A 16,375-nucleotide genomic window follows, 5' to 3' on the forward strand; every position below is an offset into this window, starting at 1 on the left:
TTCAAGGCCAAGGGCTAACAGGTTCGGGCCAAGGCCAAGCCGGTCAGGCTGACTTGGGGCGGAACAGCATTTCCGACAGCGTGCGGAAAACCTCCTCGGGATCCTGGTCGCCGACCGGGTCGTCCAGGTTGTGGCCGAGGAGCAGTGTGGCGAAGCCGTGGGCCAGGGACCAGGCGGCGACTCCGGCGAGGCGGGGGTCGACGCCGCGGCCCTCGGGCGGGACCGCGGAGACGGCGGTGCGGAGGTGTTCGCCTGCCAGGGCCCGGGCGGTGGTCAGCTCCAGGTCGTTCGTGCGGAGCAGCTCCGGCGTGAACATCACCTGGAAGTGCGCCGGGTGCTCGCGTGCGAAGCGTACGTAGCGGACGCCCACGTCCTTGAGATCCGCGGCTTCCGACAGCGTGGCCGCCAGTAGCGCGTAGCCCTCGGCCGCGATCGCGGTGAGCAGGCCGGTGCGGTCCTTGAAGTGGTGGGCCGGCGCCGCGTGCGAGACGCCGGCGCGGCGGGCCAGGTCACGCAGGCTCAGCGCGGACGGACCGTCGGCGCTGATGACGTCGAGCGCGGCATTGAGGATCGCGCGGCGCAGGTCGCCGTGGTGGTACGGGCGGGGGCCGTCGCTGGTCATGGCGATGGCATCGGTGTCGGTGTCGGTGTCGGCGCGGTTGGGGGTATCGCTACTCGCGTTGGTGTCGGCAGGGGCCATGGTCAGCAGCGTACGCGGAATCTAGGCATTGACAAGTTGTGGGGGCTCGGGCAATCTTGTCAGTGTCAAGTTGTGGGGCGCATCGCGACGGTCGGTGCGGGGCGAGGGGGTGGGTCATGTCTGAGAACGTCAGTGAGGCGAGCAAGCGTGGCGCGGTGGAAGGTGACCGCGTCGAACACGGCCGGGTCGAACTCGACCGGGTGCGCCAGATGTGGCACCTGCTGGAGCCGCTGCACGCCGTGCTCTATTACGCACCGGAGGCCTTCGAGGAGGCGGCCGCGCTCGGGTACGGGACCGAGGAGCGCTGGCCGAGCTACTTCCCCTACCGCGCTGCCCCGTTGGGGGAGACCGGGAGCGGGCGCGTGACCTCCGCCTTCTACAGCTTCAGCCCACGCATGGTCAGCGAACACATGGACTCCGCGTGGCGGACAGCGACTGCTGAGCAGGTGCTGAGGGCACGGGAGCGGGCTGTCGACCGGGCTTACCGCGCGATATTCGGCGAGCGCATATCCAGTCCCGAACTGGCGCAGGCCGCCTCGCTGGCCCGCCGCGCAGCCGAGGCCGCGAACACCGCAGGTCGCCCACTGGCCGCCGCCAACGAGGAGTTGGCATGGCCGAAGGCTCCGCATCTCCAGCTGTGGCACGCGGCAACGATCCTGCGTGAGCACCGGGGAGACGGCCATCTTGCGGCCCTGCTTGTCGCGGGGCTGGACCCCGTCGAGTCCCTCGTCTCCTTTGCGGCGATCGGCGCGGCCTCCGTGGAGCGTTTCGAGAGCCGTGGGTGGAGCCCCGAGGAATGGGCCGCCGCACGCCAACGGCTCGTCGGGCGCGGCCTGCTGACCGAGACGGGTACCGCCACTGACACCGGCCGTGAGCTGCGGCGCCAGGTCGAACAGCACACGGACGAACTGGCCGCGGCCCCCTGGCAGGCGCTCGGGCCCGACGCCGTGGGACAACTCGCCGGACTTCTGGGTGAGTTCTGGGTCGCGGTGCTGGGCTCGGGGCTGCTGCCTTCGGAGACGACGCTGGGAATTGGGAAGGTTTGACGGGGACTGGGGAGACTGACGCCTAGAAAAGAGGGGAGACGGGAGGGGGCCCGAAGACGCTCATCCAGAGGTCCTTTCAGAGGTGGCTCGCGCCGGCCATGCACCCGATGCACCCGGTGTGCACCTCTTGCCCGTTGAGGGCGGGTATGGCGCGAACATTCGGGCCGTTACCGTGGGGCCAGGGGACACGCGTTCGTACAAGTCCTAGACAGTTCGTACAGGTCCTAGACAAGGGGAGAGTGTCGTGGCGCGACTGCGGGGTGGGGGTGCGGGGTCCGCGCTGATGGTGTTCGTCGTGGGCGTCAGCCTCGGTGTCAGTGGCTGCAAGGTCGAGCCCGAGGACGGAGCCGCGGGCCCGGAGGAGACGGTGGCGGGCGGCGCCGCTCTTACCGCCGTGGACTCACTGACCGTCAAGGGGCGTGCGCCCAAGACGGGTTACACCAGGGAGAAGTTCGGCACGGCCTGGGCCGACACGGACTCCAATGACTGCGACACCCGCGACGACATCCTCAAACGGGACCTGGATGACGTGAAGTTCAGCGATGGCGACTGCAAGGTGTCCTCCGGGGTGCTCAACCCGGACCACTACACGGGCAAGGACGTGACGTTCACCCGCGGTCGCAGCCTGGTGGACATAGACCACGTCATCGCGCTCTCGGACGCCTGGCAGAAGGGCGCCAAGTACTGGGACGCCAGCAAGCGGATAGCTCTGGCCAACGACCCGCTCAACCTCCGTGCCGTCGACTCCAGTACCAACCGCAGCAAGGGCGACGGCGACGCGGCGACCTGGCTCCCGCCCAACAAGGCGTACCGCTGCACGTATGTCGCCGCCCAGGTGGCCGTCAAGAAGAAGTACGAGCTGTGGGTCACCAGCAGCGAGAAATCCGCGATGCAGCGGGTGCTCGCAAGCTGCCCCGACCAGAAAATACCGTCCGGCGGCAACCCGACGGACGCACCGGCCCGCTTTCACGCGAACTGAGAGCATCGCCGGAAACGCCATATGGCCTGGCGCTTGAGTGGGGCGACCACGGCCGGGCGTCTGAGGCAGGCGTCAACCCTTTCGTTGTGGACCGGCGCCGCCCTACCGTCCCTCCCATGCAGTTGAAGGTGTCGAGATTCGCCGAGCGACCCGAGATGCTCGGTCAGGTGGTCGGGATGGCCACCACCTGGCCGGAGTTCCTGCTCCACGACCCGGTCGGCAACGCGCACTACGGCCGGATCGCCACCGACCTCCCCGACTACGTGCTGTTCGCCGAGGACGAGCACGGGGCTGTAGTCGTAACTCCTCGACGACGACGTCGACCTGGCCCCCGCCCGCCATCTGCCGCCGCCCGGCGCGGGCGCCGGAAGCGAGGGGTTCGAGGCCGTACACGAGCGCGGCGGCTCGACCCTGCGCCTGACCGCCGATCTGACCCCACCCTGCGCCGACATACGCGCCGTCCGTGCGTTGGCCGCTCATCACGGTCGGTGAACTCGCACGCGGGGGCGCCGAGTTCGAGGGCGCGCTCAGGCGCGCGGGCCGCCTCGGCGAGCAGCTCGTGCGCGGCATGCACGACGGTCTGACGGACGGCACGATCGCACCCGACGGAGACGGAGCACCCGCCCGAGCACCGGACTGAGCACCCGCCCGAGCACCCGCCCGAGCACCGCACTGAGCACCCAATTACGCGCCCGGCTACGCACCGGCTGGGCAGCCCTCTGAGTACCCGTTGAGCACCCGTTAGCACGCAGCGGTGTGGCAGGTGAGCGCCTGGTTGCGCGCTCGTCGAGTTCCCGCCGTGCGGGCGATCCGATCAGCCCGGCAACGGTTCGGTACAACCCGGGACCGGTTGTCCTTGTCGGCCTATACGCTCGGACTTCGAACTTGTCGGTCCTTCCTCATCAGTCCGTCCTCATCAGGTCACCGGGAGAAGTCATGTACGGCCACGGCGCGGCGCCGCCCTCCCGTAGTTCGGGCACGGTCATCACCCTCCGTGTGCTGATCGCCGCTGCCGGATTCCTCACCTGCGGGCTGCTCGCGTGCGTCCCGCTGTTCAGGGTGGCCGTGCTGCGCGGCAAGTGGTTCGACTGGGCGCTGGCCTGGGTGAGTCTGCCTCTCGCGATCGGCGGTCTCGCCGTGATCGGCTCGCTGCCCGAGGAGGACGCCAGGACCGACGTCGCGCTGGCCGTCATCCTGCTGCTCGGCGCGTTCGCCTCCGTGCACTTCCTGATCGCCGACATCCAGCACCCCCGTCAGGGGCCCCCGTTCCCCGGCTACATACCCCAGCGGCCGCCGGTAGCCGGATACGGCTACCCCCAGGCCGCTTCCCCGTACGCCGCCACGCGCTCACAGACGCCGATACCGCCGACTCCCGCGCCGCACACCGTCGTTCCGCCGCACACTCCCGTCCCGCCGCACACTCCCGTCCCGCCGCACGCGCCGCCGCAGCGCCCCGCGCCCGCCCGGATCGACCAGGTGCGCGCCGAACTCGACGAGCTCAGCGACTACCTGCGCAAGCACGAGAGCAACCCCGAGGACGGCCGGTGAGCGTGGCGGCAAAGCGTATGGTCGCCGACCGCTATGAACTGTCCACGCTCATCGGGCAGGGCGGCATGGGCCAGGTGTGGACGGCCTACGACCAGCGCCTGGACCGACGTGTCGCGGTCAAACTGCTGCGCCCCGACAAGGTCGCGGGCCAGGAGGCCGACGAGCTGCGCCGCCGCTTCGTGCGCGAGTGCCGCGTCACCGCGCAGGTCGACCACCCCGGCCTGGTCACGGTGCACGACGCGGGCAGCGAGGGCGAGGAGCTGTTCCTCGTCATGCAGTACATCGACGGGGCCGACCTCTCCGACCACCTCGCCGAACACGACCCCTACCCCTGGCAGTGGGCCGTCGCGGTCGCCGCGCAACTGTGCGCCGTGCTGAGCGCCGTGCACGCCGTCCCGATCGTCCACCGCGACCTGAAGCCGCGGAACGTGATGGTCAAGCAGGACGGCACGGTCACCGTCCTCGACCTCGGGGTCGCCTCCGTCATGGACACCGATACCACCCGCCTCACCCACACCGGCTCACCCATCGGCAGCCCCGCCTACATGGCACCCGAGCAGGCGATGGGCGGCGCGGTCGGCCCGTACACCGACCTGTACGCACTCGGCGTGCTCCTCCATGAACTCCTCAGCGGAGACGTGCCGTTCTCGGGCTCGACCGCCCTCGGTGTCCTGCACCGGCACCTCTACGAGCCGCCGCTCCCGGTGCGCCAACTGCGTGCCGAGGTCCCGCCCGCCCTGGAGGACCTCGTCCTGCGCCTGCTCTCCAAGGACCCCCAGCACCGGCCGGCGTCCGCGCAGGAGGCGTACGAGCAACTGCTCCCGCTGCTACCGGCGCGTGGCATGCCCACCGGCGCCCCACTTGACCCCATGCGCCCCTTCCTGCGCCCGCACGCCCCCTGGCCGGACCGTGCGCGCACGCCCGCTCCCCAGCCACAGGCCGCGCCCGCGGTGGAGAAAGCGGAGAGGCCGGACGTCGTGGGCGCCGTCGACGAGGTCAAGCGTCTCCTCGGTGAAGGGCGCATCACGCAGGCCGTCGACATCCTCGGCGCGATCCTCCCGGCGGCCGCCGCCGAGCACGGCGCACACTCCGCCGTCGTACGCACCCTGCGCAAGCAGTACGCCGCCACGCTCATGGACGACGGCCAGTACCGGCGCGCGCTGCCCGAACTGCGCCGTCTCGCCGACGAACGGGCAAGCGAGGCGGGCCAGTCCGACCCGCAGTCCCTGCGCTTCCGCTACGAGGCCGCCCAGTGCCTCGAACAGCTCGGCGAACCCGCCGCCGCGCTCGCGGAGTACCGCGCGCTGCTGCCGTACTACGAGAACCAGTACGTCGCCGGTGACCCCGAAATCTCTCTCGAAGTCCGCCGTCGCATGGGCCACCTGCTGCTGGCGCTCGGCGACCGCGGCGCCGCACACGACACACTGGTCCGGCTGATGCACGACGTGGAACGCCTGTGCGGGCCCGGGTATCCGATGGTGGCGGAGATCCGGCGGACCTTGCAGTGGCTGGGGCAGGTGCGCGGATAGAGGACGCACCGGGTGAGAACACGGACGGTTTTGCGCCGGCTTGGCCGATTCTTGTGATGATCAGGGCCCGGGGTTTTCCGAACGCGGGTGCGGCACCGGATACCGTGCGATCCGCCTCCGTGTCGCAGCGGACGCAAAGCTGGCACACAACCAGAGCGCAACCAGAGCGCCCAGAGAACTGCCAAGCACCAAGAACAACCTGAACACAACTAGGGGTGGGGTCACGCATGTCCAACCATCGTCAGTCCAAGAAGCGCAGATACGTGGCATGGGCCACGGCCGGTGTTGCCGTGGTCGCCGGAGCCGGGTTCGCCGCGCAGAACTCGCTGGCGGCCACCACATGGCCCGCCCAGCGGACGTACACCGGCCGCGCCTTCGACGCCTGCACCGCGCCCTCCCTCAACGCGATGAAGGCCTGGCACGGCGGCCTCTACGGCGCCGCCGCCGTCTACATCGGCGGCAAGAACCGCGGCTGCGCCCAGCCCAACCTCACCGCCTCCTGGGTCAAGTCGGTCAGCACGGTCGGCTGGAAACTCATCCCGCTGTACGTCGGCGCCCAGCCGCCCTGCCAGACCGGCTCCAGCCCCGAGAAGATCACCGCCGCCACCGCCGCCTCACTCGGCGCCACCGACGCCGCGGACGCCGTGACGAAGGCCTCCGCCCTGGGTATGAAGGCCGGCAGCCCGATCTACCTGGACATGGAGGCGTACGACATCACCAACACGGCCTGCAACAAGGCGGTACTGACGTACGTGCGCGCCTTCGACAAGGCCCTGCGCGGCAAGATCTACCGCTCCGGCTACTACGGCTTCTCCAGCTCCAGCGCCAAGGCCATCGCCGTCGAGACCGACCGTACGGACCTGCCGGGCAACATGTGGTACGCCCTGTGGGACAAGCAGAACAGCACCACGACCGACTGGCCCTTCGCGGCCAGCCTGTGGACCAACCACAGCCGCGCCCACCAGTACATGGTGAACAGCAAGGAGACCCGCGGCGGTTACACGATCACCGTGGACCGCAACGCGTGGGACGCGCCGGTGGCGATCACCGGCTGACGACGCGCTTCGGGGGCGGAGTCAAGTCATGGGCTCAAGTCATGGGCGCAGGGCGCAGGGCGCAGGGCGCGGGCTCAGGGTGCGGGCTCAAGGGACCGGTTCCGGACACGGGCTCCGGACATCGGATCCAGACATCGGTTCCAGACACCGGCCCCGGACGCGGGCTCAGGACGACGTGCTGGTGCGGCGGTGCCTGAACTGCTTGCGAATCGTTGGTCGAATGGGTGGCCGAGAGCTGGGCCACTGCCTACCATCGATCACCGCAAGACTTTGTGCACCGCCGCACAATCTCCTCGGGAGGCTTCCTTGCACCGCCGCCGCACCGCGCTCGTCCTGTCCGCCGCGATCGTCGCCGCGGCTCCCCTTCTCACCGCCTGCGGCAGCGAGGCGCATCCCGGTGCCGCGGCCGTCGTCGGCGGGCAGCGGATCACCGTCGCGCAGCTGGAGAGCCGCGTGAACGAGGTGCGCACGGCGCAGCGCGCCGCCTCCACGGACGAGGCCCAGTACAAGCAGGCCGTCTCCCAGACCAGCAGCCTCACCCGCGACACCCTGCACACCCTGGTCCTCGACCGGGTCCTCGACGAGGCCGCGAAGAACGCGGGCGTGAGCGTCACCCGCAAGGACACCCAGCAACTGCGTACGTCCCTGGAGCAGCAGGCGGGCGGCGCGAAGGCGCTGGAGTCGGCCTGGCTGCAGCAGTACGGGGTGGCGCCCAAGCGTCTCGACGACAGCCTCCGCACCGAGATCGAGGCCCAGAAGCTCGCCGCTGCGATCGGCGCCGACATGAACACCACCGAGGGCCAGACCACCTTCTGGAAGGCGATGTCCGAGGCCTCCAAGAAAATGGACGTCGACCTGAACCCGCGCTACGGCGCCTGGGACGTCCAGAAGAGCAGCCGCGTCGACGTGAAGACGCCGTGGCTGCGGGAGATTACGGCGGCCCAGACGCCGGAGACGGCGTAACGGACAGCCCGGAGCTGCGGGGCCGGGGCTGTGGATAAACGGTTCCCCGTCCGGGCCCGCTGCCGGTGTCGTGCGGCCGCCCGACCTCGGGACGGGCGGGGTGGCCGCCTGGCCTGTGGACAACTGGCGGGGCGGTCGGCGGCGTGGGTTACGTTCGAGGGGTGAACGCAAACAGCTTCGACGGCGGCCCGGACGCGACCGGCACCGGTACCCAGGTGCCCGGCACAGGTACCCAGGTGCCCGACGCCGCTGCCCCCGCGCCCGGCACCGATGCCCTCGCCCCCGGCCGTATCGTCCTGCTCACCACAAGCCACCGCGTCGCCCCCGGGTTGCTGTCCTGGCCCGCCTGGCAGGCGCTGCGCGGCGCCGACCAGGTGCTGTGCGCGGACGGCGCGCACCCGCAGCTGCCCTACCTCCGCGAGGCGGGCATCACCGTCGACGAGACGGCGCCGAACGCGCAGGAACTGATCGACGCCTGTGCCGGCGGCCGCACCGTGGTCGTCGTCGCCACCGGTGAGGGTGAGCCCCGGCTGACCGACGGGCTGTCCCGGCTCGCGGGCTCCGGCCGCATACAGATGCCGGACCTGGAGCTGCTCCCCGCCTCGTACGACCTGCCGGGCGCCCGCTTCCTCGACCTCGTCCAGGTCATGGACCGCATTCGGGTCGAGTGCCCCTGGTCGTCCCAGCAGACCCACGAGGGCCTGGCGAAGTACGGCATCGAGGAGGCGTACGAGCTCGTCGAGGCGATCGAGGAGGGCGACCGGGACGAGCTGCGGGAGGAACTCGGCGATGTCCTGCTCCAGGTCGTCTTCCACGCCCGGATCGCCGAGGAAGGCGGTCCGGATGACGAGGACGACCCCTTCTCCATCGACGACGTCGTCGGCGGCATCGTCACGAAGCTGATCCACCGCCACCCCCACGTCTTCGGCGACGAGACCGCCACGACCCCCGAGGAGGTCAAGGAGCACTGGTTGCGCACCAAGGCCGAGGAGAAGCGCCGGACGTCCGTGACAGAGGGGATCCCACTGGGCCAGCCGGGCCTGGCCCTGGCGGCAAAGCTGGCATCCCGGGTGCGCACGGCAGGACTTGAGGTCGAACTCCCCCGAGGAGAAGGCGTCGGATACGAGCTGCTGGCCATAGCCGCCCGCGCCGAGGCCGAGGGTGTGGACCCGGAAACAGCACTGCGAACGGCGGCCCGCGCCTACCGCGACGCAATCCGCGCGACGGAGCGACCCGGGGAGGGGTGAGGGGCGGGGCCGAGCAACCTGCCGGGTTGGGGGTCGGAGTCGAGTGAACCGCCGGGTTGGGGGTCGGAGTCGAGTGAACCGCCGGGGCGCGGGCCGGTGCCGAGTGACCCGCCGGGGCGCGGGCCGGTGCCGAGTGACCCGCCGGGGTGCGGTCGGTCGGGGCCGGGGCAGCCGGCGGGGATGGGGGCGGGCGGAGTGGGGCGACTCGCGGGGGTTGCGGGCGGGAGTCGAGTGACCCGCCGGGGTGCGGTCGGCCGCGTCTGAGCCAGCCGCCGGGGATGCGGGGCGCCGGAGCCGAGCCACCCGCCGAGGTGTGAGGTCCGCCCCCGGCGCCGGGGCACGGGGGCACGCGCTCACGCGCTCGGTGCGCGGCCCGACGGGTTGTGCCAGGCCGGCTGGGGACGGTCGAGCAGCCATTCCGCCGTGCCCAGCGGCCGGGTGCGGTCCTCGGCGGTCGGCGCCAGGACGTCGTGGAAGATCCGCTCGGCCGGAGTGCCCAGCCCGGGAAGCTCGTCGCCGATCTCCTCGACGAGCCTGGGCGGACCGGCCAGATAGACCTCGTGCCGCTCCCAGCCCGCGCGGTTGCCCAGCGCGGTCAGCAACCGCTCGGTCGCCTCCGCCTTGGGCCGGCCGGGCGCAGGGGTGATGAACGTGACGGAGAGCAGCGGAAGTCGGGCCTGAAGTCGTTCGACGGCGGACCGGTCGTACAGATAGGAGGTGTCCCGGGCGACGAGGAAGAGCCGGGCCTCGTGCGTGGCGTCGAGTTGCTGAAGCAGCGCTTTGACGGGCGCCCACCCCGTACCGGCCGCGATGAAGGTCAGCGGCCGCTCGACGGGTGGCCGCAGGGTCATCCCGCCGCAGGGCGCGCCGAGCCGCAGGATGTCCCCCTCCCGCGTCTGCCGGACCAGGGCGGTGGAGAGCACCCCGCCCTCGACCCGGCTGATGTGCAGGTCGACGGTGTGGTCGGCGCGGGGCGCGTTGCCCAGCGAGTACGGCCGCCAGATGCCCGGCAGATGCGGGGTGTTGACGCTGACGTACTGGCCGGGGGAGAAGCGCAGCCGCCGGTCGGGCCGCAGGGTCAGTACGGCGAGATCGTCACCGTGCCGGGTCCGGGCCACGACTTCGGCGTCCCACCAGGGCGGTTCACCGTCCTGCTGCGACTCCCAGGCGCCCTGGAGCATGACATTGGCGATCGCCCCGTACGCCTCGGCCCACGCCTTCTCGACCTCTGTGTTCCACGCCGACCCGGCGACGAAGGTGAACGCGGCGATCAGACTGGCCCCCACGGCGGCGTAATGGTCCGGCTCCGCCAGGTACTTCCGGTGATCCCGCCCCAACTCCCGCAGGTATCCCGGCAGTGCCGGATCCCCCAGCCGCTCCATCACATACGTCAGCGCCGCGAACAGCCGGTCCCGCTGCCGCTCCATGTCCTCCGGAAAGTCCAGCGGAAACAGCCCGCGTACGTCCGGGTTGTGCCGGAACAGATGCGAGTAGAAGTACTTGACCGCGAACTCGGCCCGTCTCTCGACGACCGCGAAGCTGGATCTGAGTATTTCGGGGTCCACTTCGCGACTGTAGGGACTTGCCGAGCCACGAAGTCAAACAGCAGGTGATTTCCGGACAGCTCGGGGTGAAGAGGGTGAGAGACCGAGAGGGGATCGCTGAGTACCGTTGGCTGAGGGCGCTCGCCCAAGCCTCCTGCCCCCGTGCGTACCGCTTCCGTACTCTTCCGCTGTTCCGAGCCGGGCTGGTCAGCCTGCGTCAGGCAGACGTGAACTCCACAGGAAGGTTCCGCAGTCCGCGCATGATCAGGCCGCCACGCCAGCGCAAGTCCGCGGGGTCGGCGGCAAGCTGAAGATCGGGTAGACGGCGCAGCAAGGTGGCCAGCGCGGTGCGGCCTTCGAGGCGGGCGAGCGGTGCGCCGATGCAGTAGTGGATGCCATGTCCGTATCCGAGGTGCTGGTTGTCCCGGCGGGAGAGGTCGAGTGTGTCCGGCTCGTGGAAACGAGCCGGGTCACGGTCGGCAGCGGCGAGGACCACGAGCACGGGGTCACCGGAAGCGATTCTCTGTCCGCCGATCGTGAGGGGCTCGGTTGCGTAGCGCCAAGTGGCGAGTTCGACCGCGCCGTCGTAACGAAGGAGTTCTTCGATGCCTGTGTCGAGCAGTTCCTGATCTCCGTGCTCGATCGACTTCTGTAGTAGTGCTCGCTGTGTCGGATTGCGCAGCAGCGCGTACGTGCCGTTGCCGATCAGGTTCAATGTCGTTTCGAAACCTGCGAACAGGAGGACGAAACACATGGCTGCTGCTTCGTTCTCGGTGAGGTGCTCGCCGTGGTCGGAGGCGCGGATGAGCCCGGAAATGAGGTCTTCGCCGGGGCCGGGGGTGTCCGAGAGCGCCTCCCGCTTGCGCTGGATCAGCTCGGCGAGATAGCTGCGCATCTTCTTCACGGACCGCCCGACACCGCCCCTGGGCCCACCGCCGTGCCGGATCATCATCCCCGCCCAGTCCCGGAAGTCGTCCTGGTCCTCGCGGGGGACGCCGAGTAGGTCGCAGATGGCGTAGATGGGGAGGGGGAAGGCGAACTCGTGGATGAGGTCGGCGCTTCCGGTATGCGCAAACTGATCGATGAGCTGGTCGGTCAACTCTTGGACTCTGGGCTCGAATTCGGCCACCCGGCGGGGTGTGAACGCCTTGGAGACGAGTCGGCGGAGCCGCGTGTGGTCCGGCGGGTCGATGTTGAGCAGATGGGTCATGAGGTTGGCGCTGCGCTCGCCGGGGATGCCCGTCTTGCTCTTGCCGTGGGCGTCTTCGGAATGGTGGGCGGGATTCTTCGAGAGCCGCTGGTCGGCGAGAGCCTCCTTGGCGTCCGCGTACCGGGTGATCAGCCAGGCCTCCACCCCACTGGGGAGCGTGGTTTGGTGCACGGGCGAATGCTCGCGGAGCCACGCGTAGGCAGGGTAGGGGTCGGTGGCGAACTCCCAGGTGAAGAGTTCGGGTTTGTTATGGGGGGCGTTCACGGGCTGACGGTACCGGGCGCCGTGTTGCGCGGGTGAGATCGCCGAATTGTGCAATTTCCCTTCAACTGGTGCGCCCATGCCTTGCCGCCCCGGCGTCCGTGGTCCGCAGTGTGGCCGCTGAGGGCACGTGGGCGCGGCAGTAGCCAAACCCAGTGCCGGGTCTGCGGCCGACTCGTTTCGTGACACTCCGTGGCCCTGCATACCTCACCGAATTCGGCGTACCCCGCCTCCCTGCGCCGGGGAGGCCGGACCACCCGCCTCCCGGCCTCCAACTCGCAAGGGATTCCGCCGATTTGCACCGACGCGGTGGGCTCATTATGCATGGATTGCGTACGGTTCCAGTGGAGTTCACGGCTCCGCTCCAGTTGTCCGCCGAGCGGGCCTGAGGCGGTTCGGGGGTTGCGGAAAGCTGACGATCTATCAACATTGTGATCTTCACGTGATCTACGCTGCATCGACTTGTGACAAGCGTTCGCGTGCGGATACGTTCGACGAACAGCGCGGATCATGCGTCGCAGACGTCGGCTGGCGTCGCCGTATGTCGCTGTAGTCACCTGCTGTCACATGAAAGGGCTTCCGCATGCTCTCCGGGAACGGCCGCCATCGTCGCCCCCGTCAGGCCCCGGCTCTCCTTGTTGCGGCAGGAGTGACCGGATCGGCGATCGCGATCCCGTTGCTCGGTGCCGCGAGTGCGAGCGCGGCCGACACCACTACTTGGGACCGCGTCGCGGAGTGCGAGACGGGTGCCGCCTGGAGCGACAACGCCGGTGACGGGTACTACGGCGGGCTGCATGTGACCCAGTGGGACTGGGAGAACTACGGCGGCCTCGAGTACGCCCCGAGCGCCGACCAGGCCAGCCGCTCGCAGCAGATAGCCGTCGCCGAGAAGATCCTCGACGGCCGGGGGCTTGTCGCCTGGCCCACCTGCGGACCCCTCTCCGGGCTCAGCAAGGACTCCGCCTCGGTGGAGGTCGACACGGGCGTGGCGGCCGACTCGCCGTCGGCCACGCCCGGTTCCGCGGACCCGTCCGCATCGGCCAGTCCCTCCCCGTCCGCCTCCCCGTCCGCCTCCCCGTCCGCCTCGCCCTCCGCGGACGCAACCGAGGACACCGGAAGCTCCACCAACTCCGGCGCTCCGGAGGCGAGCGCGAGCGCGAGCGCCGACCCAAGCGCCACGAACAGTGATGAATCGGACAAGTCCGCCCAGGCCGACGATTCTTCGAGTGCGCCCGAGGACGAGGCGACCGCCGGGCGTCACCGTGGTGACACCGCCACCGAGGGTGCGACCGACGGCGGTACGGACGACGCCGCCTCTGGGCGGCACGCCTCACGTGACTCCGACACGGCCCGCACCGTCGTCGACGGCTCCTATGTCGTCCAGGCCGGCGACAGCCTCTCGGTCATCGCCGACGCCCTTGGCCTCGACGGCGGATGGACCCAGCTGTACGACGAGAACAAGGAGACGGTCGGCGCCGACGCGGACCTCATCCTCCCCGGTCAGAGCCTGGCAGTTGGTGCTGAATAGGGTGAAAAGCAGCGGGAGTTCGCGTCATGGTTCGCCATGGAATGTCCAGTTTGGTGAGAATGAGAGATGGATCTCAGACCCCCTGATCGTCTTTGATATTCCGCCGATCGCCTGCCTACGGTCGTGACCGCTCGCCACAGTGAGCCCCGACGGTCGCAACGCCGAATCCTGCCAGCGGCCGTACGGGAACAGTCGTCGCGTCAAGCGCCGTAGGCAGGAGCGGGGGACCCAAGGTAAGCGCCGCGCCCGGTAGTTGACCGGGAGTGGCTTGGGGTGAAGCCGTGCACCGAAGGGTGCGCGACCGGGCACTCACCCGCCCGAACCCGACAGCTCACCTCGTAGGCGTCGGTGAGGGGATCACTTCATGCTGCGTTCGTGCAAGGGCAAGCACCGTCGCCCGTCCAAGGTCACCCGTATCGCCACGCTCGCCGGAGTGACCGGCGTCGCCGTCGCCGCTCCGCTGATGGCGGCCGGCACCGCCTCCGCCGCCACCACCTCCGAGTGGGACACCGTCGCCCAGTGCGAGTCCGGTGGCAACTGGTCCATCAACACCGGCAACGGCTACTACGGCGGCCTGCAGTTCTCCTCCTCCACCTGGTCCGCGTACGGCGGCAGCTCGTACGCCTCCTCCGCCGACCAGGCCTCCAAGTCCCAGCAGATATCCGTCGCCGAGAAGGTTCTCGCCGCTCAGGGCAAGGGCGCCTGGCCGACCTGCGGCACGGGCCTGTCGAACGCCGCGAACGACGCCGGCAGCACCACCCCTTCGCAGCCGAGCACGCCGAGCACGCCGAGCACGCCGAGTGCACCGAGCTCGGGGACCGACGAGCAGCGTGCCTCGCGCTCCTCGGAGCGGGAGACCGCCAAGAAGGAGACCGTCGAGACCCCGACCGGTAAGACGGTCAAGAAGGGTGACGGCGAGTACAAGGTGAAGAAGGACGACACCCTCAGCGAGATCGCCGAGGCGAAGAACGTCAAGGGCGGCTGGCAGAAGCTGTTCGAGCTGAACAAGGACATCATCGACGACGCGGACTTCATCTACCCGGGTCAGCAGCTGCACCTCAGCTGACGGCCGGGGTCGTCGGCCGACGGCGGTCGGCCGGCGACTGACAGGTAGCTCGCAGTTGAACCACAGCCCGCTCCCATACGTGGTCTCCATACTGAAGGCCTCGTGTGGGTCACCCCCGTCCCCCACGGGCTCCCCGCTCCGGTGCGTGTTCCCCCGTACGCACCGGGGCGGGGCTTTTCATTTCCGGCACCGGTCCCGCCATCGTCACCCTCTTCCCCGCCTTTTTGTTCCGTTCGGGAACAATATGTGCTCTCAGTTCTGCACAAGAGGGGGTAGACCGGCTGGCCGATCCCTCGGAGCCGGTTAGGCTCATCTACGCGGGGCTGCCACAGTCCCGCGTACCCGCGTCACATTCTGAAGGAGATGCTCGTGCCGTCCATCGACGTCGTCGTAGCCCGGGAAATCCTCGACTCGCGAGGGAACCCCACCGTCGAGGTCGAGGTCGGCCTCGATGACGGCAGCACCGGTCGTGCCGCCGTCCCGTCCGGCGCCTCCACCGGAGCCTTCGAGGCCATCGAGCTGCGTGACGGTGACCCCAACCGTTACGGCGGCAAGGGTGTCGAGAAGGCCGTCCTCGCCGTCATCGAGCAGATCGGCCCGGAGCTCGTCGGTTACGACGCCACCGAGCAGCGCCTGATCGACCAGGCGATGTTCGACCTGGACGCCACCGACAACAAGGGCTCGCTCGGCGCCAACGCCATTCTCGGCGTCTCCCTCGCCGTCGCGCACGCCGCCTCCGAGGCCAGCGACCTGCCCCTCTTCCGCTACCTGGGCGGCCCGAACGCGCACCTGCTGCCCGTTCCGATGATGAACATCCTGAACGGTGGGTCGCACGCCGACTCGAACGTGGACATCCAGGAGTTCATGATCGCCCCGATCGGCGCGGAGTCCTTCTCCGAGGCGCTGCGCTGGGGCGCCGAGGTCTACCACACCCTCAAGAAGGTGCTGAAGACCAAGGGCCTGTCCACCGGCCTCGGCGACGAGGGCGGCTTCGCCCCGAACCTGGAGTCCAACCGCGCCGCGCTCGACCTCATCATCGAGGCCATCAAGCAGGCCGGTTACATCCCCGGCGAGCAGATCGGGCTCGCGCTCGACGTCGCCGCGTCCGAGTTCTACAAGGACGGCAAGTACGAGTTCGAGGGCAAGTCCCGCTCGGCCGCCGAGATGACCGAGTACTACGAGGAGCTCGTCGCCGCGTACCCGCTGGTCTCCATCGAGGACCCGCTGTACGAGGACGACTGGGCCGGCTGGAAGGTCATCACCGACAAGCTGGGCGACAAGGTCCAGATCGTCGGCGACGACCTCTTCGTCACCAACCCGGAGCGGCTGGCCCGCGGCATCGAGGAGGGCTCCGCGAACGCCCTGCTCGTCAAGGTCAACCAGATCGGCTCGCTGACCGAGACCCTGGACGCCGTCGAGATGGCGCAGCGCAACGGCTTCAAGTGCATGATGTCCCACCGCTCCGGCGAGACCGAGGACACCACCATCGCCGACCTCGCCGTCGCGGTGAACTGCGGTCAGATCAAGACCGGCGCCCCGGCCCGCTCGGACCGCGTCGCCAAGTACAACCAGCTGCTGCGCATCGAGGAGATCCTCGACGACGCCGCGGTGTACGCCGGCCGCAGCGCGTTCCCCCGCTTCAAGGGCTGAGCCGGGCCTCGTAGGAAGCGTCGTACGTACGTCCCCGTACTCGGTCCCG

General features: G+C 69.6%; 13 protein-coding genes, 1 pseudogene and 1 riboswitch. Of the genes and pseudogenes, 11 read left to right on the forward strand and 3 right to left on the reverse strand.

All coding sequences use genetic code 11. From position 1 onward, the window contains the following. Positions 1-43: 43 nt before the first annotated feature. Entirely contained in the window at positions 44-622 is a 579-nt protein-coding gene (locus ACIPC1_RS29215) for a TetR/AcrR family transcriptional regulator (RefSeq protein ID WP_402522393.1), read from the reverse strand. A 194-nt stretch (positions 623-816) separates the two neighbouring features. Between ACIPC1_RS29215 and ACIPC1_RS29220 the strand changes: the two genes are divergently transcribed. The 8 genes and pseudogenes from ACIPC1_RS29220 to ACIPC1_RS29255 all read left to right on the forward strand — a co-directional run bounded on the left by ACIPC1_RS29220 (position 817) and on the right by ACIPC1_RS29255 (position 9,067). Continuing rightward, a complete protein-coding gene (locus tag ACIPC1_RS29220) occupies positions 817-1,746 on the forward strand; it encodes a hypothetical protein (protein WP_402522186.1) in 930 nt (309 codons plus the stop codon). Positions 1,747-1,990: 244 nt separating this feature from the next. After that, complete coding sequence (locus tag ACIPC1_RS29225) at positions 1,991-2,725, forward strand: HNH endonuclease family protein (RefSeq protein ID WP_402522188.1); 735 nt, start codon at positions 1,991-1,993, stop codon at positions 2,723-2,725. A gap of 303 nt (positions 2,726-3,028) precedes the next feature. After that, positions 3,029-3,365, forward strand: a pseudogene (locus ACIPC1_RS29230) (SAM-dependent methyltransferase); the annotation flags it as partial. Between the two features lie 296 nt (positions 3,366-3,661). Further along, positions 3,662-4,273: a hypothetical protein gene (locus ACIPC1_RS29235; RefSeq protein WP_402522191.1), complete on the forward strand. Its 612-nt coding sequence runs from the start codon at positions 3,662-3,664 to the stop codon at positions 4,271-4,273. A gap of 17 nt (positions 4,274-4,290) precedes the next feature. After that, positions 4,291-5,802 (forward strand): protein kinase, encoded by a 1,512-nt coding sequence (locus ACIPC1_RS29240; RefSeq protein WP_402522395.1) that lies wholly within the window; start codon positions 4,291-4,293, stop codon positions 5,800-5,802. Positions 5,803-6,029: 227 nt separating this feature from the next. Further along, positions 6,030-6,857, forward strand: a complete 828-nt coding sequence (locus ACIPC1_RS29245; RefSeq protein WP_402522193.1) for a glycoside hydrolase domain-containing protein — start codon at positions 6,030-6,032, stop codon at positions 6,855-6,857. Between the two features lie 306 nt (positions 6,858-7,163). Further along, positions 7,164-7,820, forward strand: coding sequence for a SurA N-terminal domain-containing protein (locus ACIPC1_RS29250; protein ID WP_402522196.1), 657 nt, complete (start codon positions 7,164-7,166; stop codon positions 7,818-7,820). Between the two features lie 236 nt (positions 7,821-8,056). Beyond that, positions 8,057-9,067 (forward strand): nucleoside triphosphate pyrophosphohydrolase, encoded by a 1,011-nt coding sequence (locus ACIPC1_RS29255; RefSeq protein ID WP_402522397.1) that lies wholly within the window; start codon positions 8,057-8,059, stop codon positions 9,065-9,067. Between the two features lie 353 nt (positions 9,068-9,420). Here the strand turns inward: ACIPC1_RS29255 and ACIPC1_RS29260 are convergent, their stop codons facing one another. Together ACIPC1_RS29260 and ACIPC1_RS29265 are read right to left on the reverse strand one after the other, a co-directional pair. Beyond that, on the reverse strand, positions 9,421-10,632 hold the full coding sequence (locus ACIPC1_RS29260) for a globin domain-containing protein (protein WP_402522198.1): 1,212 nt from the start codon (positions 10,630-10,632) through the stop codon (positions 9,421-9,423). Between the two features lie 196 nt (positions 10,633-10,828). Beyond that, on the reverse strand, positions 10,829-12,085 hold the full coding sequence (locus tag ACIPC1_RS29265; RefSeq protein ID WP_402522200.1) for a cytochrome P450: 1,257 nt from the start codon (positions 12,083-12,085) through the stop codon (positions 10,829-10,831). Between the two features lie 580 nt (positions 12,086-12,665). Between ACIPC1_RS29265 and ACIPC1_RS29270 the strand changes: the two genes are divergently transcribed. The 3 genes from ACIPC1_RS29270 to eno all read left to right on the forward strand — a co-directional run bounded on the left by ACIPC1_RS29270 (position 12,666) and on the right by eno (position 16,326). After that, positions 12,666-13,610 (forward strand): transglycosylase family protein, encoded by a 945-nt coding sequence (locus ACIPC1_RS29270; RefSeq protein ID WP_402522202.1) that lies wholly within the window; start codon positions 12,666-12,668, stop codon positions 13,608-13,610. Between the two features lie 195 nt (positions 13,611-13,805). Then, positions 13,806-13,970: riboswitch (cyclic di-AMP (ydaO/yuaA leader) on the forward strand. A gap of 4 nt (positions 13,971-13,974) precedes the next feature. Further along, positions 13,975-14,676, forward strand: a complete 702-nt coding sequence (locus ACIPC1_RS29275; protein WP_402522204.1) for a transglycosylase family protein — start codon at positions 13,975-13,977, stop codon at positions 14,674-14,676. Between the two features lie 363 nt (positions 14,677-15,039). Continuing rightward, entirely contained in the window at positions 15,040-16,326 is a 1,287-nt protein-coding gene (gene eno / locus ACIPC1_RS29280; protein ID WP_402522206.1) for a phosphopyruvate hydratase, read from the forward strand. Positions 16,327-16,375 lie beyond the last annotated feature (49 nt).

It is taken from the genome of Streptomyces sp. NPDC087263 (assembly GCF_044744645.1).
Taxonomy (GTDB): Bacteria; Actinomycetota; Actinomycetes; order Streptomycetales; family Streptomycetaceae; genus Streptomyces.